The organism is Terasakiispira papahanaumokuakeensis, from assembly GCF_001709345.1.
Taxonomy (GTDB): Bacteria; Pseudomonadota; Gammaproteobacteria; order Pseudomonadales; family Halomonadaceae; genus Terasakiispira; species Terasakiispira papahanaumokuakeensis.
This window is the reverse complement of record NZ_MDTQ01000001.1, coordinates 3,627,195-3,647,611: the sequence shown is the minus strand read 5'-3', so window position 1 is coordinate 3,647,611 and position 20,417 is coordinate 3,627,195. Positions and strand designations below refer to the sequence as shown.

General features: G+C 50.5%; 21 protein-coding genes. 7 read left to right on the top strand and 14 right to left on the bottom strand.

Going from position 1 to position 20,417, the window contains the following annotated elements:
- Nucleotides 1-62: 62 nt before the first annotated feature.
- Nucleotides 63-2,099, bottom strand: a complete 2,037-nt coding sequence (locus BFW38_RS15965) for a methyl-accepting chemotaxis protein (protein WP_068999787.1) — start codon at nt 2,097-2,099, stop codon at nt 63-65.
- Between the two features lie 327 nt (nt 2,100-2,426).
- Between BFW38_RS15965 and BFW38_RS15960 the strand changes: the two genes are divergently transcribed.
- Nucleotides 2,427-3,290, top strand: a complete 864-nt coding sequence (locus tag BFW38_RS15960) for a YicC/YloC family endoribonuclease (RefSeq protein ID WP_068999786.1) — start codon at nt 2,427-2,429, stop codon at nt 3,288-3,290.
- A gap of 118 nt (nt 3,291-3,408) precedes the next feature.
- Here BFW38_RS15960 and BFW38_RS18525 read toward each other — a convergent pair whose 3' ends face one another.
- The 4 genes from BFW38_RS18525 to BFW38_RS15945 all read right to left on the bottom strand — a co-directional run bounded on the left by BFW38_RS18525 (nt 3,409) and on the right by BFW38_RS15945 (nt 6,312).
- Nucleotides 3,409-3,795, bottom strand: a complete 387-nt coding sequence (locus BFW38_RS18525; protein WP_425427940.1) for a HipA domain-containing protein — start codon at nt 3,793-3,795, stop codon at nt 3,409-3,411.
- A complete protein-coding gene (locus BFW38_RS18520; RefSeq protein ID WP_425427926.1) occupies nt 3,756-4,280 on the bottom strand; it encodes a HipA N-terminal domain-containing protein in 525 nt (174 codons plus the stop codon). Before BFW38_RS18520 ends, BFW38_RS18525 begins: the two co-directional genes overlap by 40 nt.
- Nucleotides 4,270-4,596, bottom strand: a complete 327-nt coding sequence (locus BFW38_RS15950; RefSeq protein WP_068999785.1) for a helix-turn-helix domain-containing protein — start codon at nt 4,594-4,596, stop codon at nt 4,270-4,272. Before BFW38_RS15950 ends, BFW38_RS18520 begins: the two co-directional genes overlap by 11 nt.
- 300 nt (nt 4,597-4,896) lie before the next feature.
- Nucleotides 4,897-6,312 (bottom strand): aminotransferase-like domain-containing protein, encoded by a 1,416-nt coding sequence (locus tag BFW38_RS15945; protein ID WP_068999784.1) that lies wholly within the window; start codon nt 6,310-6,312, stop codon nt 4,897-4,899.
- Nucleotides 6,313-6,541: 229 nt separating this feature from the next.
- Here BFW38_RS15945 and BFW38_RS15940 point away from each other — a divergent pair, with 229 nt between their 5' ends.
- The 6 genes from BFW38_RS15940 to BFW38_RS15915 all read left to right on the top strand — a co-directional run bounded on the left by BFW38_RS15940 (nt 6,542) and on the right by BFW38_RS15915 (nt 13,193).
- Complete coding sequence (locus BFW38_RS15940; protein ID WP_068999783.1) at nt 6,542-7,996, top strand: cytochrome ubiquinol oxidase subunit I; 1,455 nt, start codon at nt 6,542-6,544, stop codon at nt 7,994-7,996.
- On the top strand, nt 7,996-9,003 hold the full coding sequence (gene cydB, locus BFW38_RS15935; protein ID WP_068999782.1) for a cytochrome d ubiquinol oxidase subunit II: 1,008 nt from the start codon (nt 7,996-7,998) through the stop codon (nt 9,001-9,003). The genes BFW38_RS15940 and cydB overlap by 1 nt, the downstream gene beginning before the upstream one ends.
- A 489-nt stretch (nt 9,004-9,492) precedes the next feature.
- Complete coding sequence (gene gmk, locus BFW38_RS15930; protein WP_068999781.1) at nt 9,493-10,143, top strand: guanylate kinase; 651 nt, start codon at nt 9,493-9,495, stop codon at nt 10,141-10,143.
- A 138-nt stretch (nt 10,144-10,281) separates the two neighbouring features.
- The gene (gene rpoZ / locus BFW38_RS15925) at nt 10,282-10,527 is read left to right on the top strand and encodes a DNA-directed RNA polymerase subunit omega (protein ID WP_068999780.1); all 246 of its coding nucleotides are present in this window, start codon (nt 10,282-10,284) and stop codon (nt 10,525-10,527) included.
- Between the two features lie 65 nt (nt 10,528-10,592).
- Nucleotides 10,593-12,713, top strand: coding sequence for a bifunctional GTP diphosphokinase/guanosine-3',5'-bis pyrophosphate 3'-pyrophosphohydrolase (spoT, locus tag BFW38_RS15920; protein WP_068999779.1), 2,121 nt, complete (start codon nt 10,593-10,595; stop codon nt 12,711-12,713).
- Between the two features lie 90 nt (nt 12,714-12,803).
- Nucleotides 12,804-13,193, top strand: coding sequence for a RidA family protein (locus BFW38_RS15915; protein WP_068999778.1), 390 nt, complete (start codon nt 12,804-12,806; stop codon nt 13,191-13,193).
- Nucleotides 13,194-13,289: 96 nt separating this feature from the next.
- On the opposite strand, the gene BFW38_RS15910 is transcribed toward BFW38_RS15915, so the two are convergent.
- From BFW38_RS15910 to BFW38_RS15870, 9 genes are all read right to left on the bottom strand, one after another.
- A complete protein-coding gene (locus tag BFW38_RS15910) occupies nt 13,290-13,712 on the bottom strand; it encodes a F0F1 ATP synthase subunit epsilon (protein ID WP_068999777.1) in 423 nt (140 codons plus the stop codon).
- A gap of 41 nt (nt 13,713-13,753) precedes the next feature.
- On the bottom strand, nt 13,754-15,154 hold the full coding sequence (gene atpD, locus BFW38_RS15905) for a F0F1 ATP synthase subunit beta (protein WP_068999776.1): 1,401 nt from the start codon (nt 15,152-15,154) through the stop codon (nt 13,754-13,756).
- Between the two features lie 43 nt (nt 15,155-15,197).
- Entirely contained in the window at nt 15,198-16,067 is an 870-nt protein-coding gene (gene atpG / locus BFW38_RS15900; RefSeq protein ID WP_068999775.1) for a F0F1 ATP synthase subunit gamma, read from the bottom strand.
- 58 nt (nt 16,068-16,125) lie between these two features.
- The gene (atpA, locus tag BFW38_RS15895; RefSeq protein ID WP_068999774.1) at nt 16,126-17,670 is read right to left on the bottom strand and encodes a F0F1 ATP synthase subunit alpha; all 1,545 of its coding nucleotides are present in this window, start codon (nt 17,668-17,670) and stop codon (nt 16,126-16,128) included.
- Between the two features lie 15 nt (nt 17,671-17,685).
- Nucleotides 17,686-18,222, bottom strand: coding sequence for a F0F1 ATP synthase subunit delta (locus BFW38_RS15890; RefSeq protein ID WP_068999773.1), 537 nt, complete (start codon nt 18,220-18,222; stop codon nt 17,686-17,688).
- A gap of 12 nt (nt 18,223-18,234) precedes the next feature.
- Nucleotides 18,235-18,705 (bottom strand): F0F1 ATP synthase subunit B, encoded by a 471-nt coding sequence (locus BFW38_RS15885; RefSeq protein ID WP_068999772.1) that lies wholly within the window; start codon nt 18,703-18,705, stop codon nt 18,235-18,237.
- 75 nt (nt 18,706-18,780) lie between these two features.
- The gene (gene atpE, locus BFW38_RS15880; protein ID WP_068999771.1) at nt 18,781-19,038 is read right to left on the bottom strand and encodes a F0F1 ATP synthase subunit C; all 258 of its coding nucleotides are present in this window, start codon (nt 19,036-19,038) and stop codon (nt 18,781-18,783) included.
- A 153-nt stretch (nt 19,039-19,191) separates the two neighbouring features.
- Nucleotides 19,192-20,007: a F0F1 ATP synthase subunit A gene (atpB, locus tag BFW38_RS15875; RefSeq protein ID WP_068999770.1), complete on the bottom strand. Its 816-nt coding sequence runs from the start codon at nt 20,005-20,007 to the stop codon at nt 19,192-19,194.
- A gap of 18 nt (nt 20,008-20,025) precedes the next feature.
- A complete protein-coding gene (locus BFW38_RS15870; RefSeq protein ID WP_068999769.1) occupies nt 20,026-20,406 on the bottom strand; it encodes an ATP synthase subunit I in 381 nt (126 codons plus the stop codon).
- Nucleotides 20,407-20,417 lie beyond the last annotated feature (11 nt).

The following is a 20,417-nucleotide window of genomic DNA, read 5'->3' as shown; positions in this document are numbered from 1 at the left end:
GGATTATACGCACGCGCATGCACCCCCGACAAACCTACTAAGGCGGCGGTGCATGCGTGCTTTTAATGACGTCTTTCTTCTTGGGCAAAAGAAGCCAACGACTCTGCCGCATCGCGCACGGAGGTCAGGTTATGGTTAATTTCATCACAGGTTGCACTTTGCTCTTCTACGGCAGTCGCCACCTGGTTCATATGGCTACTGATTTCATCCACACGCTCGACCACAGCAGACAGGGCGGTGAAACCTTCCTCGGTTGAAGTGACTGTGCGCTCAGCGCGCTCACGCCCACGCTCAACGCCAGACACTGCTTTTTTCACATCTTCACTTAATTGCGTGATCAAGCCACCGATTTCATCCGTTGAAGCCCGTGTTTTCGCCGCTAAACTCCGCACTTCATCAGCCACAACAGCAAAGCCACGCCCCTGCTCACCCGCTCGAGCAGCCTCGATCGCCGCATTCAATGCCAGCAGATTGGTTTGCTCTGCAATCGCCGTGATCACCTCAATAATGCGATTGATATTGTCCGTACTGTCTGCAACTTCCGTCACTGCGGTATTAATCTCACCCATGTCTTGGGCCAAAGTCCGCACTTCATCCACAGCGGTCGCCAAAAGCTGGTTAACTTGCTCAACCGAATCAACAGCGGCTTGAGCATTATGCGCTGACTGAGCAGCCAGTCCGGCCACCTCACCAATGGTTTGTGTCATTTGATTGGTGGCCGCCGCAACATTGTCAATTTCCTGACTTTGCGTCTGAGTATTAGAAACGATCTGCTCGGTATGTTCCCTCATCGAGTCTTCCATCGCCCGACGTCGCGCCGACATCATATTGATGGCCTCAGCCACCGTGTCTTGCTCAGAACGCTTCTCCATTCGGGCACTAAAGTCTCCAGCGGCAATCGCCTGACACAACCGACTAATTTCTTGATAAGAACTCACGACCCGGTCAAGCCCATGAGTGAGTACATCAATCTCATCACGCGGTGCAGTCTGGTCCACCGAAAGCCCCTCGACATTCCCAGCAGCCACATAGCGTGCTTTCTCAACAGCCTTATTAATTCGTTGACTGATAGCGCGGACAAATAAGAAGGCCAAGGTACCGATCACCAATAAGCCGATCACCGCCATAATGATGGAGTTACGGACTGAGCGAATAATCGGCGCCATAATGTCGGCCCGATCCTCGCGTTGGATCAATAACCAATCGCCGACAGCAATCGGCTGTGACGCATAATAAAAATGCCCTTCACTGATAGGATCATCTCGTAAGATCAATTGGGCACTGCGGTTTTTCAACAAAGGCCCCATTAAATCAGCATAAGGTGTGTCACTGACCGCTTTAGTGTTCAGTGACGCTGAATCCAATGTTGATGCAATAAAATAGCCTTTGCGACTGACTAAAAACAAATCACTGCCTGTTAATGCCTTCAGATCACTCAGTAACGTTTCAATGCTATCCAAAGTACGGTCAACACCCGCAATGCCTTTAAACTGGCCATCAATGACAATCGGAAACGTTTGCTCAACGATCATGACACCCTGATATTCATAGGGCTCGGTCACTAACCCCTGAGGGGTACCGGATGATTTAAATAAACGCTTCACACCGTCGTAATAAAGGCTGGTTTCCATATCAACCAACGGGGTGAGTGCTAAGCCATTGTCACGATACCAATAAGGCAGGAAACGGCCTTGCTCATTCACGGCGCCTTGCATATTGGGCGCTTGAGCACTGGCGGCGTCTTGGCCATCGGCATTAGGCTCATAACCAAAATAGGCACCCGTAAATTGGGGATTATGTTGCAGTACTTGCTGCGCAAATTGAAGAGAGTCTTCGCGCTTACCAAATAGGGCCGATTGTTGCGCCAATGCCATAATACGCGCGGTTTGAATAGCCTCATCATTTTGGCTATCAATCGTTTGAGCCGTATTCGCGACAGCCGTTTTCATGGCGGCTTCGGCATTACGAATTTCATTGTAATATTCATTAACAGCCATCAGCGCAATAATGGCCGCCATAATGAGCACTGTCGGCCCCATCAAATAGATGAAAATCCGACCTTTCAAACTATGTCGAAACGCAATCGAGCTTTCTCGCATTAAGCCCCCTCAACAGGCCAATACTTCAAGGCTCCATCCTGGATGAGAAATTTATACCTCAGGGCTCCCCTGAAATTCGGTACCTGTTTGGTGTCAGTCAATTTATTGTGTCAGTTAATTGTTATTAGATGAGCCAGTGACTTTCATCAGGCATACATCATCACCAGTTAAGCCCATTTGAGGGTATTTAGCCAGATAAAAACACCCATTGATTGGAGGGTCATGGGAAGTTCACAGTGTTTATTAGGTACTAGAACCGGGGTAACATGGAGCACTCACGCGCAAGCGCCCCCAACCCGCTGATCGACCGATAGACGAGGATGCCCCATGGCTTTGAGTATGACCGCATTTGCCCGACAAGAAGCTCAACAAGAATGGGGCACACTGAGCTGGGAAATTCGCTCAGTCAATCAGCGCTATCTTGAGCCTCACTTCCGACTGCCCGATACCCTGCGCGCCCTTGAACCGACCCTGAGAGAGCGACTCCGTCAGAAGCTTGCCCGCGGTAAAGTTGATATTTCACTGCGTTTCACCCCAGCAGATCAACAAGCCACATTAGAGCTGAACGAACCGCTTTTGAATCAAGTGATCGGCACTGCAGAGCAGCTCCAACAACGCCTGGATGTCAGTGCACCGTTGGACATCATGCGGTTACTTCAATGGCCTGGCGTGATGCAATCCGCCCAAGTCGACCCTGATGAACTCAGGCAAACCGCGTTGAGCTTGTTCAATGACACGCTAGAAGAACTGATCGAGCACCGACGTCGTGAAGGGAATTCACTGGTCGCCCACATTGAACAGCGCCTCACGCAAATCTTAGACATCGTCGAACAGGTGGGCGACTATCTGCCTGAAGCCCTCCAGCGCTACCGCGCCCAGCTCAAACAAAAAGCCTTGGATATGGCGATTGAACTGGATGACGGCCGTCTTGAACAAGAAGTGCTCATCCTGGCCCAAAAAGCCGACGTTGATGAAGAACTTGACCGCCTGAAAACCCACGTTAAAGAAGCCCAACGCGCATTAAAATCATCAGGTCCCTGCGGTCGCCGCCTAGACTTCCTAATGCAAGAATTCAATCGTGAAGCCAACACACTAGGCTCCAAAGCCCTCTCTACCGACATCACCCAAGCCGCCGTCGATTTAAAAGTCCTGATCGAACAAATGCGCGAACAGATTCAGAATATTGAATAGGTTCTTGGGTAGATAGGTTCTTGGGTAGATAGGTCCTTGGGTAGAAAGTTACCCGTCCAAGAATGTCTTGATCGATATGGCCGACGCCTCTGCATTTTTGTACGCGTCGGATCTCATTTTAGCGCAGCGGTATACTGCGTAAGTGCGTTTCAATGGCTGTAATCATCGATTGAGTAAGAGGCAAGTGGGCTTTTTCTTGCGCCCATACCTCATGAAAGCCTGCTACGGTTTGCTTGGCAGTATCTAACACCAATTTTTCTGGCAGCATGGCTTTAGCGGCTAAGTGTGATAATTCATCGAACGTGAAATCACTAAATTGCTTACTACGACTCACCTTCAGCGACGCGCTGTCATCAGGGATATAGGGAATAGTCGAGACAAAGTCATAAGCAGGTGCAATCGATGCAGTGCGTTTGTCTTTGTAGATCACCGACCAATTCTTCAGATGCATATCAGCATTGCCGATTAACGTATTGAACACCAGTCGACGCGTAAACTCTTTAATGTCCTCTTCTTGCCGTTTGCCTGTTGCACCGCGGAAAACTTCAACTGCACCCCCGCCAATGAAAATCGCATGGGTGCTTCAATTTTCGTTTCATCACCAATCTCTTGATGCACATTAGGCGACAACGCTTCACCATCAGCCGGTTCAACGGTGATCGCGCCTGCTAAATCCTGCCCTAGCACCCACAATAGAAAAAACTCCCGCGTGGGGTTCACACCGGCACGCTCCGCCAGGTAATTACGCATCGTTTCTTCGGGCAAAAGGTTGGAGAAAAACGGGGTTAACTTGGTTTGGGTGGGTTTGAAGTGGGTCAGCAAGCCACCTAGCGAATCTTTAAAACCAAGCCCTAACACAGGCCGTGATTCGTCATTAATGTACGAATCCATAAAGGCAAATAGCGTTCTGTCATGACCCACATTGGTGATGGTTGCAATGGGTTCGCCATAGAGTAAAACGTTGAGCGTAGAGACATCGTTAGTCATCATCGTCTCCATCTAACCGGTATGCAGGCGACACTTGCTCACCGTCATCGTCGAGACCATTGTGGTTTACATTTTGGCTATTTCGAATGATCGACTGAATCGCAGGAACAGACTTCCTCGGCGCAACAAACAGCTCTAAGTCGAGTACGCGGGCCAATGCAATCAAGCTAGAGATCCTTAGGTCAACGCTACCCGACTCGATCTTTGAGATGTGACTTTGCGGCACACCCGAACGCGCACTGAGCTCTCTCTGGCTAAACCCCTTTCGCACCCGAGCGTCTCGAAGGCTTTCTAGTATCTGCTCTGCGACATAGCTCATTTCGATACGCCTTAATGCATCACCGAAGATTAATTATATGCAAAAACATATCACCCCAATCCAATAAACACAAAATTGATTAGTTATTGCATATCATAAATAGATTTTGATATGTCATTATAGATAACTTAAAACACTCGCGATCACTGGCTATGGGTCGCAGGGATGATGATGGCAAAGCCAGATACCGTTGAAGGGGAAAACTGGACATTTTGGTGACGTTAACGGGTTAAGCAGTAGGTATGCGCAGGAACACGCTCAATCGGCCAGTGATACGCAGTTTGGTAACCAAGCAGAGCCTTACATCCATTGCTTCAATTGCAGCAGTGCCCGACGCCGTTCCAGTGTCCATGGGTGAGCGAAGCTCAAACGCAAACATTGGTGGTAAAGGGCTTGGGTGGTAAACATGATCCCCGGTGTAATCACAATACCGTGTTGGCGGGCTTGGTGATAAAGCGACAAGGTATCAACATTGCGCTCAAGCCGCCACCAGAGGCATAGTCCGCCTTGTGGATGGCTGAACTGTGTCTCGGGGTAATGTTGGTGCAGTAATCTCAGCAACGCATTTTTCTGCAAGTGAAGTTGATGTGTGAACCGTCGTAGATGACGATCATATTCACCCGACTGAATAAAATCCGCCATGCCTTGCTCAATAAAACGATTACCCGATAGCACCGTAATATGTTTCAGGTGTAAGAGGTGTGAGTGAACGCTTGGGCCGATAACCCAGCCAAGACGTAATGCACGCGATAGACTTTTAGAAAATGAGCTGCACAGAATCACGCGCTCGGGCACCAAAGAGAGCATCGGTGGCCGAGGTTCATCGCTCCAGCCTAATTCCATGTAGATATGATCTTCAACGATCATCATCTCGTGTCGTCGAGCCAATTCAGCCAAACGATAACGTGCAGATAACGGTACACAACTTCCCAGTGGGGTCGCGTAACTGGGCGAAATCACCAGTGCTTTGATCGGCCAATGTTGAAGGGCATCGGCCAAGGCGTCCATGTCCAGCCCCGTATCGGCATGACAAGGCAGTTCAATGACCCGTAATCCCAATGCTTGAAGCAATTGCAAAGTCCCGAAATAGCCGGGGCTTTCCACCGCCACGGTATCACCTGCCTGGGTACAGCTTTGCAGTGCCAGTAACAGGGCATGTTGGCAGCCTTGCGTCATGACCACATCATCGGCCACCGTTTGGCACCCTTGATAACGCAAGCGCTGCGCAATCACATCACGTAATTCATAATGGCCTTCTGGCTCATCATAGTAGGCGTGAATACGCTCTTTCTGTTGGCGTAATGCTCTTCCCAAGGCGCGCTGAAGTGTATCAGGAACCCACTTATCGCCCCCTTCCGGCATGGCGGCTTGAGGATAAAGATCAAATACCGCGCCATGACGCATCACATCCTGAACCACATCATCAATATCGAAAAGACGCGGCGCCACCACAGGCGGGCTAGCGGATGGGTGGAACTCAGGCACAGGAGAGTTCACAAAATAACCGCGCCGAGGGCGTGCTAGAACAAGGGCCTCTTGTTCTAACAGTTGTAGCGCATGCAACACGGTCGCTCGAGACACCTGATGCGAAGCCATCAAATGACGTACCGAAGGAATTTGATCGCCCGGCTGCCAGCGCCCTTGTTGAATATCATCACGAATCTGCTTGGCCAACTGTCGATATCGGTAATGACCTTGATCTTTTACTTGAGGCATCGCGTCTTCTAATCCCCTCTCACAGTGCGAGTGGTTCAACGGATGATGAGCCAGACCACATCTGTTCCTATAAAAATTTAAAAAACAGTGCCTGTTCTTATATCACAAACGGCCTCAAGCTCATGCCCAACTCAACAAATGACATTTCGTCCAATCAATGAGGGGCTGATATGAATAAGCGAATATTCGGATACAGGCTTGATCTGAGGTCACCTGAGAGGCACAGATCATGACAATGCTGAGTGCGCTGGAGCTGGCACGTGCCCAGTTTGGTTTTACTGTCTCCTTTCATATTATCTTCCCTGCCATCACCATCGGGCTGGCTTCTTACCTGGCGGTATTGGAAGGCTTATGGCTGTGGAAGCAAGATTCGGCTTATCGAGATCTCTACCATTTTTGGAGCAAAATTTTTGCCGTTAATTTTGGTATGGGCGTCGTTTCGGGCTTAGTGATGGCCTATCAATTTGGCACCAATTGGGGATTCTTCTCCACTTTTGCAGGTTCTATCACAGGGCCACTGCTCACTTATGAGGTCTTAACCGCTTTCTTTTTAGAAGCAGGCTTCCTCGGAGTCATGCTCTTTGGCTGGGGCCGAGTAAGTCCTCGCTTGCATTACTTTGCCACCGTGATGGTCGCAATCGGCACCTTAATCTCAGCCACTTGGATACTCGCTTCCAATAGTTGGATGCAAACCCCACAAGGTCACGCCATCGTCAACGGCCATGTGGTCCCAGTCGATTGGTTCAAGGTTATTTTCAACCCGTCATTTCCTTACCGATTAGTGCATATGGTCATTGCGGCTTATCTCTGTACGGCGCTCATGGTCGGCGCGACGGGGGCTTGGCACTTACTCAAAAACCAACACACCAAGACCAATAAGCTCATGCTGTCGATGGCCATGTGGATGCTGTTGATTGCAATGCCTTTACAAGTGTTGGTGGGCGATGCCCATGGTTTGAATACGTTGGAGTACCAACCCACTAAACTAGCAGCCATTGAAGCCCACTGGGAAAACGAGCCCGGCCAAGCGGTTCCGCTGATTCTGTTCGCATGGCCTGATAACGATGCGGAGAAAAATCATTTTGAACTGAGCATTCCGCATCTTGCCAGCTTAATTCTGACCCACTCATGGCACGGACAAATTCCCGCCTTAAAAGATGTCTCCCCCTCAGATAGACCGAATGTCACGGCAGTATTCTGGAGTTTCCGAATCATGGTGGGGATCGGCATGCTTATATTGTTGCTATCCCTGTGGGCATTAGGGCTGCGCTATCGTGATGCGCTTTATCGTAATCGTATATTTCTACGCATAACGTTTTTCATGGGCCCGATGGGCTTAGTGGCCTTGCTAGCCGGGTGGATTACGACAGAGATGGGCCGACAGCCCTGGGTTGTCTATGGGCTGATGCGCACAACCGATGCGGTCTCCCCTCATTCTTTCACGACCATTCTGACAACGTTCATTGTCATCACACTGATTTATCTCGGTGTTTTTGGCAGCGGTATTCGCTACCTCATCCGTATGGCCGGTCGAGGGCCCGTTGAGTACAAGAGCGAAGACGAGCCGATCCCGACTCCGACATGGTCACTCGCAACCCATACGCCCGTCGCGTCATCATCGCATCAAATAAACACTTCAACCCCGTCAAACCACGACTTAAATGATCAAAAGGAGAACCCGTAATGGGTATCGACCTCCCTATTGTCTGGGCCATTATCATCGCAGCGGGAGTTTTACTTTATGTCATCATGGATGGCTTTGATTTAGGTATTGGCGTCTTATTTCTGGTGATAAAAGATCGCCAAAAACGCGATATTATGGTCAACAGCGTTGCCCCGGTATGGGATGGTAATGAGACTTGGCTTGTTCTCGGCGGGGCAGGGCTAATGGCCGCCTTTCCAATGGCTTATGCCATCATCTTGAGCGCTTTATACCTCCCCTTGCTGCTGATGTTAATCGGCTTGATCTGGCGTGGGGTGGCCTTTGAATTCCGCATTCACTCAGATAAAACCCATCAAGCTTTTTGGGATAAAGCCTTTCTTGCCGGTTCGTTACTGGCCACCTTGAGTCAAGGTGTCGTTTTAGGCAGCTTTATTCAGGGTATCGAAGTCAACAATGGGATTTTCGCAGGGAGTGTCTGGGACTGGCTCACGCCCTTTAGTCTGATTTGTGGCTTAGGCCTTGTCATCACTTATGCCCTGCTGGGGAGTACTTGGTTGATTCTCAAAACTGAAGGTGCACTCTATCAGCAGATGTGTCGTATCAGCCGACCTCTGACCTGGGGTCTCCTCATGATGATCCTAGTGGTCAGTCTATGGACCCCGTGGCTATCACCAAGTATCAAGGACCGCTGGTTCACATTCCCCAACTTCTTTTATTTCTTACCGGTACCATTACTGACCTTAGCTACCGCATGGCAACTCTTAAAATCCGTCTACCACACGCCACATGGCGGCCCATTCATCTTGACATTACTGCTGATTTTATTGGGATACAGCGGACTTGTTATCAGCTTATGGCCCAATATTATTCCACCGAATATCACACTAGAGGCGGCTTCATCCCCACCCCAAAGCCAAGGCTTTACGTTGGTTGGCGCGTTACTGATTATGCCCATTATTCTGATGTATACCGCCTGGTCATACTATGTTTTCAGAGGTAAAACGACAGCCGATCACTCGATCTACTAATCCGGACAACGGAGAAACTCGTCGACTCAACTAAGCGATATAGACAATCAACAAAGAAGTACTCGAAAAGAAGCACACCTGTCAGAGCCTGTTATTCGACTAGACAGGCTCTGACTCAACAGAAAAGCTGAACCGGAAAGACCCATTCGGATTTTATCCTGTCGACGCCCCAACAGATCTTGCCCAGTAACAGTGGACACCTCAAGGGATCTCAGACTCGCTTCAATGCACTGCATGCCCACGCTCAATGCCGTTGAGGTGGGGTGATTGAGTCAACTGGAACGATGCAAGCCATCGGTATTTAAAAGATGAGGCTTAAAGCCTAGGCTTAGGTCTTGACGATTGCTGCAATGCAACGTGAATTGTCTGCAAAATTCTGTAGTTATCTATGAAGATTGCACAACACAATCTGAATCATGTTTCGCTATTATGATATGTGGCAGGCTTAGTTATTCTCTAAACTCACGTGATGAAAACGCGGAACCCGATATGAGTAAAACCCTTGGTACTCTGTTTATTGTGTCAGCCCCTTCGGGTGCGGGTAAAACCAGCCTGGTGAAGGCACTACTGGACAAGACCGATGCATTGGGCGTTTCGGTTTCCCATACCACTCGTCGCCAAAGACCTGGCGAGCAAAATGGTGTCAATTATCATTTTGTGGATGAAGATCAGTTTTGTTCGCTTGTCGAACATGGTGACTTTCTAGAACATGCGAATGTTTTCGGCAACTATTACGGCACGTCAAAAGCAACCGTTCAGAAACAATTGAATGCAGGTGAAGATGTTATTCTCGAAATCGATTGGCAGGGGGCACGTCAGGTTCGCCAATTGATGCCGCAAGCCCGAAGTATTTTCATTCTGCCGCCATCACGAGGCGCGCTGCGTGAACGTCTAACTCAGCGTGGCCAGGATACGTCAGAAGTGATCAACGGCCGTATGGACCGTGCCGCTGATGAAATGGATCATTACGATGAGTACGACTATATCGTGGTCAATGATCAGTTTGAGACCGCGGTCGATGAACTGCGCAGTATTATTCTGGCCGAACGATTACGCCAACCCAAGCAACAACGACGCCATGCCGAGCTACTGCGCTCGTTACTCACACGGGAAGTGCCTGCGATCGATTCGATTGATTAAAGCACTCAGACGCTTGTCGTTGCCCCTCGCACTCCGGTAAACTGAAGTATCCCGGCTCGAGCACTGCGCTCGGGCTGGTTCTCGCTTATATCATTGACGCTCCCTGCGCCGGGGGCGCTATATTGAGGTTACACCCCCATGGCACGAGTTACTGTAGAAGATTGTCTGGAACACGTCTCTAACCGTTTTGAACTGGTCATGCTGGCCGGCAAGCGTGCGCGTCAACTGAGCGTTGGTGGCCAGGATCCGATGCTTCCATGGGAAAATGACAAGCCAACAGTTGTCGCTTTGCGTGAAATCGCCGATGATCTGTTAGACGAAGACACCATGCAGGAAGAAGCCCTGCAGGCGGCTGCCGCGGATTTCTCCCAGCAATCCTTCTGATCGATCGGCATTATTCATTGATGCTATCGCCTGCTGGCCGTGCCGCCTGCTTAACGAGGTAGGCGATGAATACAATTGACGATCTGACAGACCGTCTTAAGGGTTATTTACCCGCGGAAGAAATTCGCCAGGTTCGGCGAGCTTATTATTACGCTGAGCAGGCGCATGATGGCCAGAAACGTCGCTCGGGTGAGCCTTATGTGACGCACCCTCTGGCCGTCTCAATTATTCTGGCTAACTTGCATATGGATGCCCCCAGTTTGATGGCGGCATTGTTGCATGACGTCATCGAAGATACCGGCATCACCAAGCCTGCGCTGGCCAGCCAATTCGGCGATACGGTAGCTGAGTTGGTTGATGGCGTCTCCAAGCTGACCCAAATCAAGTTCGAATCCAAGGCTGAAGCCCAAGCGGAAAATTTCCGTAAAATGGTGTTGGCGATGGCTGACGATATTCGCGTCATTATCGTCAAGCTGGCCGACCGGCTTCATAACATGCGAACGCTGGGGGCATTAAGGCCCGAAAAGAAGCGCCGCATTTCTCGAGAAACCCTTGAAATTTATGCCCCAATCGCGAATCGATTAGGGATTAATACGGTACGCCTGGAGCTTGAAGACCTGTCCTTCAAAGGGATTCACCCCATGCGCTATGAGCGCTTTAAGCGTGCCGTTCAAAAGGTTCGGGGAAATCGCAAAGAAGTCGTCTCTAAGATCCAGCAGCGCCTACAAGAAAGGCTCGAAGAAGAACAGATGAGCGGTATCGTCAGTGGCCGTGAAAAGCATCTGATGAGCCTATATCGCAAAATGAAGGATCAACGTAAATCCTTCAGTGAAATCATGGACGTTTACGGTTTTCGCATTCTGACCGATAACGTCGACAGTTGCTATCGTATTCTGGGGATGGTTCACAATACCTATACGCCCGTCCCAGGCCGCTTCAAAGATTATATTGCCATCCCCAAGGCGAATGGCTATCAAAGCTTGCATACCACGTTGTTTGGCATGAATGGCATGCCCATAGAGGTTCAGATCCGGACCCGAGAAATGGAAGCCATGGCGAATAACGGAATTGCCGCTCACTGGCTATATAAGGCCGGACAAACCGATCGTCCTATTGCCGCAGGCAGTCATGCACGTGCACGCGAGTGGGTGAAAGGCTTGCTGGAAATGCAACAGCGCGCAGGCAGTTCTCTGGAGTTTATTGAACACGTTAAAACCGATCTTTTCCCCGATGACCTCTATGTATTCACCCCCAAAGGGGACATCATGGAGCTTCCTAAAGGGGCCACTCCGGTTGATTTTGCCTATGCCGTGCATACCGATATTGGCAATGCCTGTGTCGCCTGCCGTATTGATCGTAAACTGGCGCCACTGTCGGCCAAGTTACAGTCAGGGGAAACGGTTGAGATCATTACCGCCCCAGGGGCACGACCCAATCTCACTTGGCAAGGCTTTGTCATCACCGCCAAGGCGCGCTCTGCGATTCGTCACTTCCTGAAGCAACAACAGAAGAGTGAATCTGTTGCATTGGGCCGTCGCTTATTAGACAAAGCACTGAATGCTTTTGAGACGCGCTACGAAGATATCGATCAGGCTCGGCTACAGCATCTGCTTAATGAGGTGGAGCTGGATAATGAACAAACGCTGCTTGAGTCCATTGGGTTGGGCACGCGTATGGCCTACGTTGTGGCACGTCGATTGGTCGACTTAGAGGGGGATCGAGATCCCACACTACCCTCGACAAGCGGTCCTATTGCCATTCATGGCACTGAAGGTCTTGTTGTTAGCTTTGCTAAATGCTGCCGACCGATTCCAGGCGATGACATCATTGGACACATCAGCTTTGGCCGAGGCATTGTGGTGCATCGTGAGGCCTGTCGCAATCTGGCCGACGTGCGTAATGATCCAGAGAAGTGTATGCCATTGGATTGGGCCAGTGATGTGAATGGTGACTTTGTAGTGACCCTCAAGCTCGAAATCACTCATCAACGAGGCTTGATCGCACGCATTGCCACCCTGATTACTGAAATGGATGCCAACCTGGAGCGGATCAGTACAGAAGAAAAAGACGCCCGTTTATCGACACTCAAAATGGATATGGCCGTCAAAAATCGCGTACATTTGGCACGTATTATGCGCCGCCTGCGTCATTTACCAGAGGTGACCCGAACAGTTCGTATGAACTGATACAGAGGCAATCCTTGACTCATTCACGTCCTTGTCGGGATGATCCGGCAAGGTCGTTTTATTTTAAGTCGTCGCTAAAGGAGACACTCCATGAGTAATCGCGCCATCATCAAAACAGACAAAGCGCCCGCGGCTATTGGCCCTTACTCACAAGCCGTCAAAGTGGGTAATACCGTCTACATGTCAGGACAGATTCCATTGGACCCAACCACAATGGACGTTGTTTCTGGGGATTTCGAAGCTCAGGCGATCCAAGTGTTCGATAACCTGAAAGCCGTATGTGTTGAGGCGGGTGGCACACTGGATGATATTGTGAAACTGAACCTGTACCTGGTTGATCTGGGAAATTTCGGGGCAGTGAATGAAGTGATGACACGCTATTTTAAAGAGCCTTACCCTGCTCGTGCAGCGGTACAAGTTGCAGCACTGCCCAAAGGGGTTCAATTTGAAGCTGAAGCGGTACTGGTCATCGGTGACTAAAGTACCCTGCCCCAGATCGATGACGAAGCAGATCATCGACTGAAAGACAAAAAAGGCGACCCTAAGGTCGCCTTTTTTGCTCACTGGTAAGATCACTTATTGAGTTTTCTTACGCAGTTGCTGCAAGGTACGCAGCTGAGCAGCAGCTTCAGCCAGTTCAACGGTCGCCCGTGCATAATCCAAATCAGATTTCTGATCTTTCATCGCACGCTCAGCTTCACGCTGTGCTTCTTGAGCGGCGGCCTCATCAAGGTTTTCCGCTCGATCAGCACTATCGGCCAATACTGTCACCACATTCGGCTGCACTTCAAGGAAGCCACTGGAGACATAGAAAATTTCTTCTTTGCCATCCTGCAGCACCACGCGCACCGGACCTGGTTTAAGTTCGGTCAACAATGGAGTGTGCCCGGGCATAATGCCCAGGTCACCTGCCGCGCCGGCTGCAATCAGCATCTCGGCTCGGCCACTGAAGATCGACTGCTCTGCACTTACGATATCGCAATGTAAGGTCATCGCCATGGGTCATTACCCCCAGGTTGTCCGTAAAAAAGCCACAAGGCTTACTGCATGCCCTTCGCTTTTTCAACGGCCTGATCAATCGTGCCGACCATATAGAAGGCCTGCTCCGGCAATTCATCATAATCGCCATTCAGAATGCCCTGGAAGCCACGAATCGTGTCTTTCAAGGAAACATACTGACCCGGAGTCCCGGTAAAGACCTCGGCCACGAAAAACGGCTGAGAAAGGAAGCGCTGGATTTTACGTGCACGGGACACGACCAGTTTGTCATCCTCAGACAGCTCATCCATACCCAAGATAGCGATGATGTCCTTCAGCTCTTTATAACGCTGCAACGTTGACTGAACGCCACGCGCCACTTGGTAGTGCTCGGCACCGACGACTTGTGGATCCAGCTGGCGAGAGGTGGAATCCAGCGGGTCAACGGCCGGGTAGATACCCAAAGACGCAATATCACGGCTCAGTGTGACGGTAGAGTCCAAGTGCGAGAAGGTGGTCGCTGGTGACGGGTCAGTCAAGTCATCCGCCGGTACGTAAACCGCTTGAACTGACGTGATAGAGCCCGTTTTGGTTGAGGTGATACGCTCTTGCAGTACCCCCATCTCTTCAGCCAATGTCGGCTGATAACCTACCGCAGAAGGCATACGTCCCAACAGGGCTGATACTTCGGTCCCTGCCAAGGTATAGCGGTAAATGTTATCGACGAAGAAGAGCACATCACGACCTTCATCACGGAACTTCTCAGCCATGGTCAAACCGGTCAGCGCGACACGCAGACGGTTACCGGGCGGCTCGTTCATCTGGCCATAGACCATGGCCACTTTGGACTGAGACAAGTCATCCAAACGGATAACGCCGGCATCACTCATTTCGTGATAGAAGTCGTTACCTTCACGAGTACGCTCACCCACACCGGCGAATACAGACAAACCGGAGTGCTCTGTGGCGATGTTATTAATCAGCTCGAGCATGTTAACGGTTTTACCCACACCCGCACCGCCGAACAGACCGACTTTACCACCCTTAGCAAAAGGACAAACCAGATCGATAACTTTGATCCCGGTTTCCAAAAGCTCAGTGGCACTGGACTGCTCGTCATAACTCGGTGCTTTGCGGTGGATACCCCAGCGCTCTTGCTCACCAATCGGGCCTTTTTCGTCCACAGGACGGCCCAGAACATCCATGATACGCCCCAGTGTTTCAGTACCGACTGGCACAGAAATCGGAGCATGCGTGTTTTGCACGGTCAGACCACGCTTTAAGCCCTCTGTAGAGCCCATCGCGATAGTCCGCACGATACCGTCACCGAGCTGCTGCTGAACTTCCAGCACAATGTCGCTGCTATCAACGTTCAGCGCTTCGTAGACGTTGGGTACGGCATCACGTGGAAATTCCACGTCAATGACCGCACCAATGATCTGTACGATACGTCCGCTACTCATTTTGGTTCCTCTCAAACCTGCAAAATGAAACCTGTCATCCGGATCAAACGGCGGCAGCGCCACCCACAATCTCAGAAATTTCCTGAGTGATTGCGGCCTGACGGGCCTTGTTGTACACCAGCTGCAGATCATCGATCATCTTGCCGGCGTTGTCCGTGGCGCTCTTCATAGCGACCATCCGGGCGGATTGTTCACAAGCGTTATTTTCGACAACGGCCTGATAGACCTGGGACTCGATATAGCGCACCAGAAGCTTATCCAATAGCTGCTTTGCTTCGGGCTCATAGAGGTAATCCCAACCGGTAGTCGTACGCGGTTCTTCCGGTGTCTCGACAGCTTGCAGGGGCAATAATTGCTGGACGATTGGTTTTTGGCTCATGGTGTTGATAAAACGGTTAAACACCACAAACAACCGATCAATCTTGCCCGCTTCATAGGCATCCAACATGACCTTGACACTCCCCACCAGATCACTGGCGACGGGGGCATCACCCAGTCCAGTCTTGGCTGCTACCAGATTGCCACCATAACGGCGGAAAAAAGCATTGGCCTTGCTACCCAGGGCACAGAAATCAACTTCAGTCCCTTTCTCTTTCCAAGCGCGGATATCTTTCAGTGCCAGTTTGAACATATTGGCGTTCAAACCACCACATAGACCACGGTCGGTCGAGACAATAATGTAGCCCACCCGTTTCACATCACGTTCTACCATATAGTGGTGCTTATATTCGGGGGTTGCCTTGGCAATATGGCCAACTACTTTACGAATCTCGGTGGCATAAGGCTGACTGGCGGCCATGCGATCCTGAGCTTTACGCATTTTAGATGCCGCCACCATTTGCATGGCGCTGGTAATCTTTTGCGTATTCTTAATGCTCCCAATCTGAGAGCGGATCTCTTTTCCGACTGCCATACGCTTTGCCTTCTAGCCTTCACTCGGCAAGCAGGAAGGGCCTTTCGGCCCTAACCACTTACCAGGACTGGGTGGCCTTGAACTGCTCAAGAGCAGACTTGAGGCCGGCCTGAATGTCATCGCTGTAATCGCCTTTTTCATTGATCTTACTGATCAAATCAGCGTGTTCAGCGTGGACGTAAGATTGCAGCGCAGCTTCAAAATCACCAACACGGTTGGCGTCGACATCGTCGAGGAAGCCTTTCTCTGCAGCGAACAAAGACACGGCCATCGCGGCGATGCTCATCGGGCTGTACTGCTTCTGCTTCATGAGCTCGGTCACACGCTGACCATGTTCTAATTGCTTACGTGTCGCTTCGTCCAAATCAGAAGCAAACTGGGAGAACGCTGCCAGCTCACGGTACTGAGCCAGAGCCAGACGGATACCACCGCCCAGTTTCTTAATGATTTTGGTCTGTGCAGCACCACCTACACGAGAAACGGAAATACCCGCGTTCATCGCCGGACGAATACCGGAGTTAAACAGATCCGTTTCAACGAAGATCTGACCATCCGTGATTGAAATCACGTTGGTCGGAACGAACGCAGACACGTCGCCCCCTTGGGTCTCAATGATCGGCAACGCCGTCAGAGAGCCTGTCTGACCTTTCACTTCACCCTTAGTGAAGTTTTCAACATACTCAGCGTTAACACGCGCAGCACGTTCCAGCAGACGGGAGTGGAGATAGAAGACGTCACCCGGATAAGCTTCACGACCCGGCGGACGACGCAGCAGCAGGGAAATCTGGCGATAAGCCCAGGCTTGCTTGGTGAGATCATCATAGACGATCAGCGCATCTTCACCACGGTCACGGAAGTACTCACCCATGGTACAACCCGCGAACGGTGCAATAAATTGCAGAGCGGCCGCTTCAGAAGCAGAAGCCACGACGATAATGGTGTGCTTCAGCGCATCGTGCTCTTCCAGCTTACGCACCACGTTGGCAATCGTAGACTGCTTCTGACCCACAGCGACATAGATACATTTAACACCAGTATCTTTTTGGTTGATGATGGTATCAACTGCAATCGCTGTTTTACCGATCTGACGGTCACCGATGATCAACTCACGCTGACCACGACCGACCGGTACCATCGCATCGATCGCTTTGTAACCCGTCTGCATCGGCTGGTCGACCGGCTCACGCCACAAGACCCCCGGCGCCACTTTTTCAATGGCATCGGTTTGCTTGGCATCGATCGGACCTTTACCGTCAATCGGGTTACCCAAAGCGTCAACGACGCGACCCAACATTGCTTCACCCACCGGTACTTCAAGTACACGGCCGGTACATTTCACCGTTTGGCCTTCGGCCAAGCCATCATAATCACCCAGGACGACCGCACCGACGGAGTCACGCTCCAGGTTCAGTGCCATGCCATAAGTGTTATTGGCAAATTCAATCATTTCGCCATACATGACGTCGCCTAGACCGTGCACCTGCACGATACCATCGGCGACGCTCACGATGGTGCCCTCATTCTGGGCTTCAGAGGACACATCAAGGCCGGCAATGCGCTGCTTGATGATGTCGCTGATCTCGGATGGATTCAGTTGCTGCATGCCATGTCCCTCAAATCAGGAGTTCAACGCCTCGGCCAGCTTAGCCAGCTTACCTCGGACAGAACCGTCGATCACAATATCGTCGGTTCGAATGATGACACCGCCAATCAACGATTCGTCGATTTCGGTTTCAATCACCACTTCTAAGTCCAAGCGCTTGCTTAAAGCATCCGCTAACGTTTTTTGCTGTTCACTGCTGAGCTCATAAGCGCTGGTGACACGCGCCACGACTGTTTTTTCCCGCTCGGCCTTTAATGCCTCATAAAGTTCGGCAATCACAGGCAACAAGGGCAGTCGGCGATTATCACTCAGCGCCTTGATGAAATTTTGACCATCTTCAGTCAATTGCTCTTGGCACAGTTCCAACAGCACTGCAGCTTTCTGATCAGTCGTCATTGCTGGGTTGTGGAGCAGTTTTTCCACAGTGTCAACACGGGTGACTTGCGCCAGTGTTGCCAACATTTGCGACCAATCAACCAGTTTGTCCTGCTGTAGGGCAAACTCGAACGCTGCTTTCGCGTAGGGCCGGGCGAGGGTGTTCATATCAGCCATAGGACACCTCGCTTAGAGCTGTTTTGCGAGTGAGTCAACCAACTCGCTATGGGCCTTGGCGTCGACAGACTTTTTCAGGATCTGTTCGGCACCGGCAACCGCCAGTTCAGCCACTTGGCCACGCAGCTCTTCTTTTGCGCGGTTTACTTGCTGGTCGATTTCACCCTTCGCTGACACGATCAGGCGTTCGCCTTCTTCGCGTGCAGTTTCTTTGGCTTCTTCGATAATCTGGTTGGCCCGCTTATTCGCCTGCTCAATGATTTGAGCTGCTTCTTCCTTGTTCTCACGCAGTAACTGAGATGCTTTTTCCTGCGCCAGTTCAAGGTCCCGAGATGCACGACTGGCTGCATCCAGGCTATCCGCAATTTTTTTCTGTCGGGCTTGCATGGCCTGCATGACCGGAGGCCATACATACTTCATGCAAAACCAGACAAAGATGGCGAACGCGATGGCCTGGCCGATTAGGGTCAGATTCAGATTCACGCCATTAACCTCTCGCTATCCGGTTGAATTTAAAAAATCACTTCCATCACCCCCGCTCGAAAGCGGGAGAGATGATTAACCGGCGATCTGAGCAACGAAGGGGTTAGCGAAAGTGAAGAACAGCGCAATACCCACACCGATCATAGTGACGGCGTCCAACAGACCGGCCACGATGAACATTTTGACCTGCAGCATTGGGATCATTTCAGGCTGACGAGCAGAACCTTCCAGGAATTTGCCACCCAGGATACCAAAACCGATAGCGGTACCCAGTGCACCCAGACCGATCAGCAGGGATACGGCGATGGCAGTCAAACCCAGTACTTGTTCCATTGTTTTCTCCTAAGATTGCGAGTTGAGTTGGTTGAGTTGATGAAACGATTTAAAACTGATTTTAAAAGTTGTTTTTTTAAAACTGCTTTAAAATCTTATAACGCCTGAAGGCTGCCGCTTAATCATCGGCATACCTCCAGGTCATAAGTTCACTTAGTGATCTTCATGCGCCATGCTGAGATAAACGATCGTCAGCATCATAAAGATGAAGGCCTGCAGCGTGATGATCAAAATGTGGAAAATCGCCCACGGAACAGATAGCGCCCATTGAATCCAGAAGGGCAATAGCGCAATCAAGATAAAGATCAATTCACCCGCATACAGGTTACCGAAAAGACGCAGCCCGAGAGAAACGGGTTTAGCCAATAAGCCAACGCCCTCTAGCAGCAGGTTAAACGGAATCATTAATTTATTATTGAAAGGCTGCAGTGTCAGCTCTTTGGTAAAGCCACTAACACCTTTAATTTTAATGCTATAGAAGATGATCATCAGGAAGACACTGATCGACATCCCCATGGTGGCATTCACATCCGTTGTCGGCACCACCTTCATGTAATGAACGCCCATCGCACCGAACAAGGCAGGCAGCCAGTCGACAGGCACCAAATCCATCAGGTTCATCAAGAAAACCCAGCAGAAGATGGTCAGTGATAAAGGTGCGATCAACTGGCTACGACCGTGGAAGGTTTCCTTTACACTTTTATCGACAAACTCCACCATGATTTCGACGAAGTTTTGCAGCCCACCTGGGACACCTTGGGTCATACTTTTTGCCGCTTTACGGAACAAAAAGAGAAAAAGGCCACCTAATACTACTGACCACCCAATAGTATCGACATGAATAGCCCAAAAACCCATGGCTTTAGCTTCTGCTGCGTTTTCCGCAAACTTCAAGCCATATTCCGGATGCAGTCCATAGGTCAGGTTCTGCAAATGGTGCTGTATGTATTCGCTAGCGTTTCCTGCCATCGTCAGCCTCGATATCGGTCATGGGTGTCGTTTGCGCGTTAGCAACCAAGGTGATAACCAATGCACAAAGAGCACCACACAGTAAGCAACAAATAGATAAATTGGGTTTAAGGGGCGCACCCATACAAAACTGGCTGCAAATAATACGACCGTTAAACCAAACTTACCGGCCTCAGCACTGTAAAACGCTTTGACCGCTCGCTTTGCCTGCCGTGCCCCGCGAAAGCGGAACATCCACCAAGCAAAAAACATATTGGGAATCAATGCCACCAAACCACCTGCCAAGGCAGAAGGCAGTGCTACTCGATCAACGATACCCGTGACCGTTAACACGATTAGCAGAACAATAATCTGCGCCCATATGACGGGGGCAACTGTCGGGCGAGGGATCTGCGCCATATTTTCCTCAT

What these genes read in the sequence shown, in the direction of transcription:
- BFW38_RS15910 (WP_068999777.1), bottom strand. Translation starts at nt 13,712, where the DNA reads ATGGCGATGACCTTACATTGCGATATCGTAAGTGCAGAGCAGTCGATC.
- rpoZ (WP_068999780.1), top strand. Translation starts at nt 10,282, where the DNA reads ATGGCACGAGTTACTGTAGAAGATTGTCTGGAACACGTCTCTAACCGT.
- atpG (WP_068999775.1), bottom strand. Translation starts at nt 16,067, where the DNA reads ATGGCAGTCGGAAAAGAGATCCGCTCTCAGATTGGGAGCATTAAGAAT.
- BFW38_RS15915 (WP_068999778.1), top strand. Translation starts at nt 12,804, where the DNA reads ATGAGTAATCGCGCCATCATCAAAACAGACAAAGCGCCCGCGGCTATT.
- atpA (WP_068999774.1), bottom strand. Translation starts at nt 17,670, where the DNA reads ATGCAGCAACTGAATCCATCCGAGATCAGCGACATCATCAAGCAGCGC.
- BFW38_RS15945 (WP_068999784.1), bottom strand. Translation starts at nt 6,312, where the DNA reads ATGCCTCAAGTAAAAGATCAAGGTCATTACCGATATCGACAGTTGGCC.
- atpB (WP_068999770.1), bottom strand. Translation starts at nt 20,007, where the DNA reads ATGGCAGGAAACGCTAGCGAATACATACAGCACCATTTGCAGAACCTG.
- BFW38_RS15950 (WP_068999785.1), bottom strand. Translation starts at nt 4,596, where the DNA reads ATGAGCTATGTCGCAGAGCAGATACTAGAAAGCCTTCGAGACGCTCGG.
- atpD (WP_068999776.1), bottom strand. Translation starts at nt 15,154, where the DNA reads ATGAGTAGCGGACGTATCGTACAGATCATTGGTGCGGTCATTGACGTG.
- BFW38_RS15965 (WP_068999787.1), bottom strand. Translation starts at nt 2,099, where the DNA reads ATGCGAGAAAGCTCGATTGCGTTTCGACATAGTTTGAAAGGTCGGATT.
- BFW38_RS15890 (WP_068999773.1), bottom strand. Translation starts at nt 18,222, where the DNA reads ATGGCTGATATGAACACCCTCGCCCGGCCCTACGCGAAAGCAGCGTTC.
- BFW38_RS15940 (WP_068999783.1), top strand. Translation starts at nt 6,542, where the DNA reads ATGACAATGCTGAGTGCGCTGGAGCTGGCACGTGCCCAGTTTGGTTTT.
- gmk (WP_068999781.1), top strand. Translation starts at nt 9,493, where the DNA reads ATGAGTAAAACCCTTGGTACTCTGTTTATTGTGTCAGCCCCTTCGGGT.
- BFW38_RS15960 (WP_068999786.1), top strand. Translation starts at nt 2,427, where the DNA reads ATGGCTTTGAGTATGACCGCATTTGCCCGACAAGAAGCTCAACAAGAA.
- spoT (WP_068999779.1), top strand. Translation starts at nt 10,593, where the DNA reads ATGAATACAATTGACGATCTGACAGACCGTCTTAAGGGTTATTTACCC.
- cydB (WP_068999782.1), top strand. Translation starts at nt 7,996, where the DNA reads ATGGGTATCGACCTCCCTATTGTCTGGGCCATTATCATCGCAGCGGGA.
- BFW38_RS15870 (WP_068999769.1), bottom strand. Translation starts at nt 20,406, where the DNA reads ATGGCGCAGATCCCTCGCCCGACAGTTGCCCCCGTCATATGGGCGCAG.
- atpE (WP_068999771.1), bottom strand. Translation starts at nt 19,038, where the DNA reads ATGGAACAAGTACTGGGTTTGACTGCCATCGCCGTATCCCTGCTGATC.
- BFW38_RS18520 (WP_425427926.1), bottom strand. Translation starts at nt 4,280, where the DNA reads ATGATGACTAACGATGTCTCTACGCTCAACGTTTTACTCTATGGCGAA.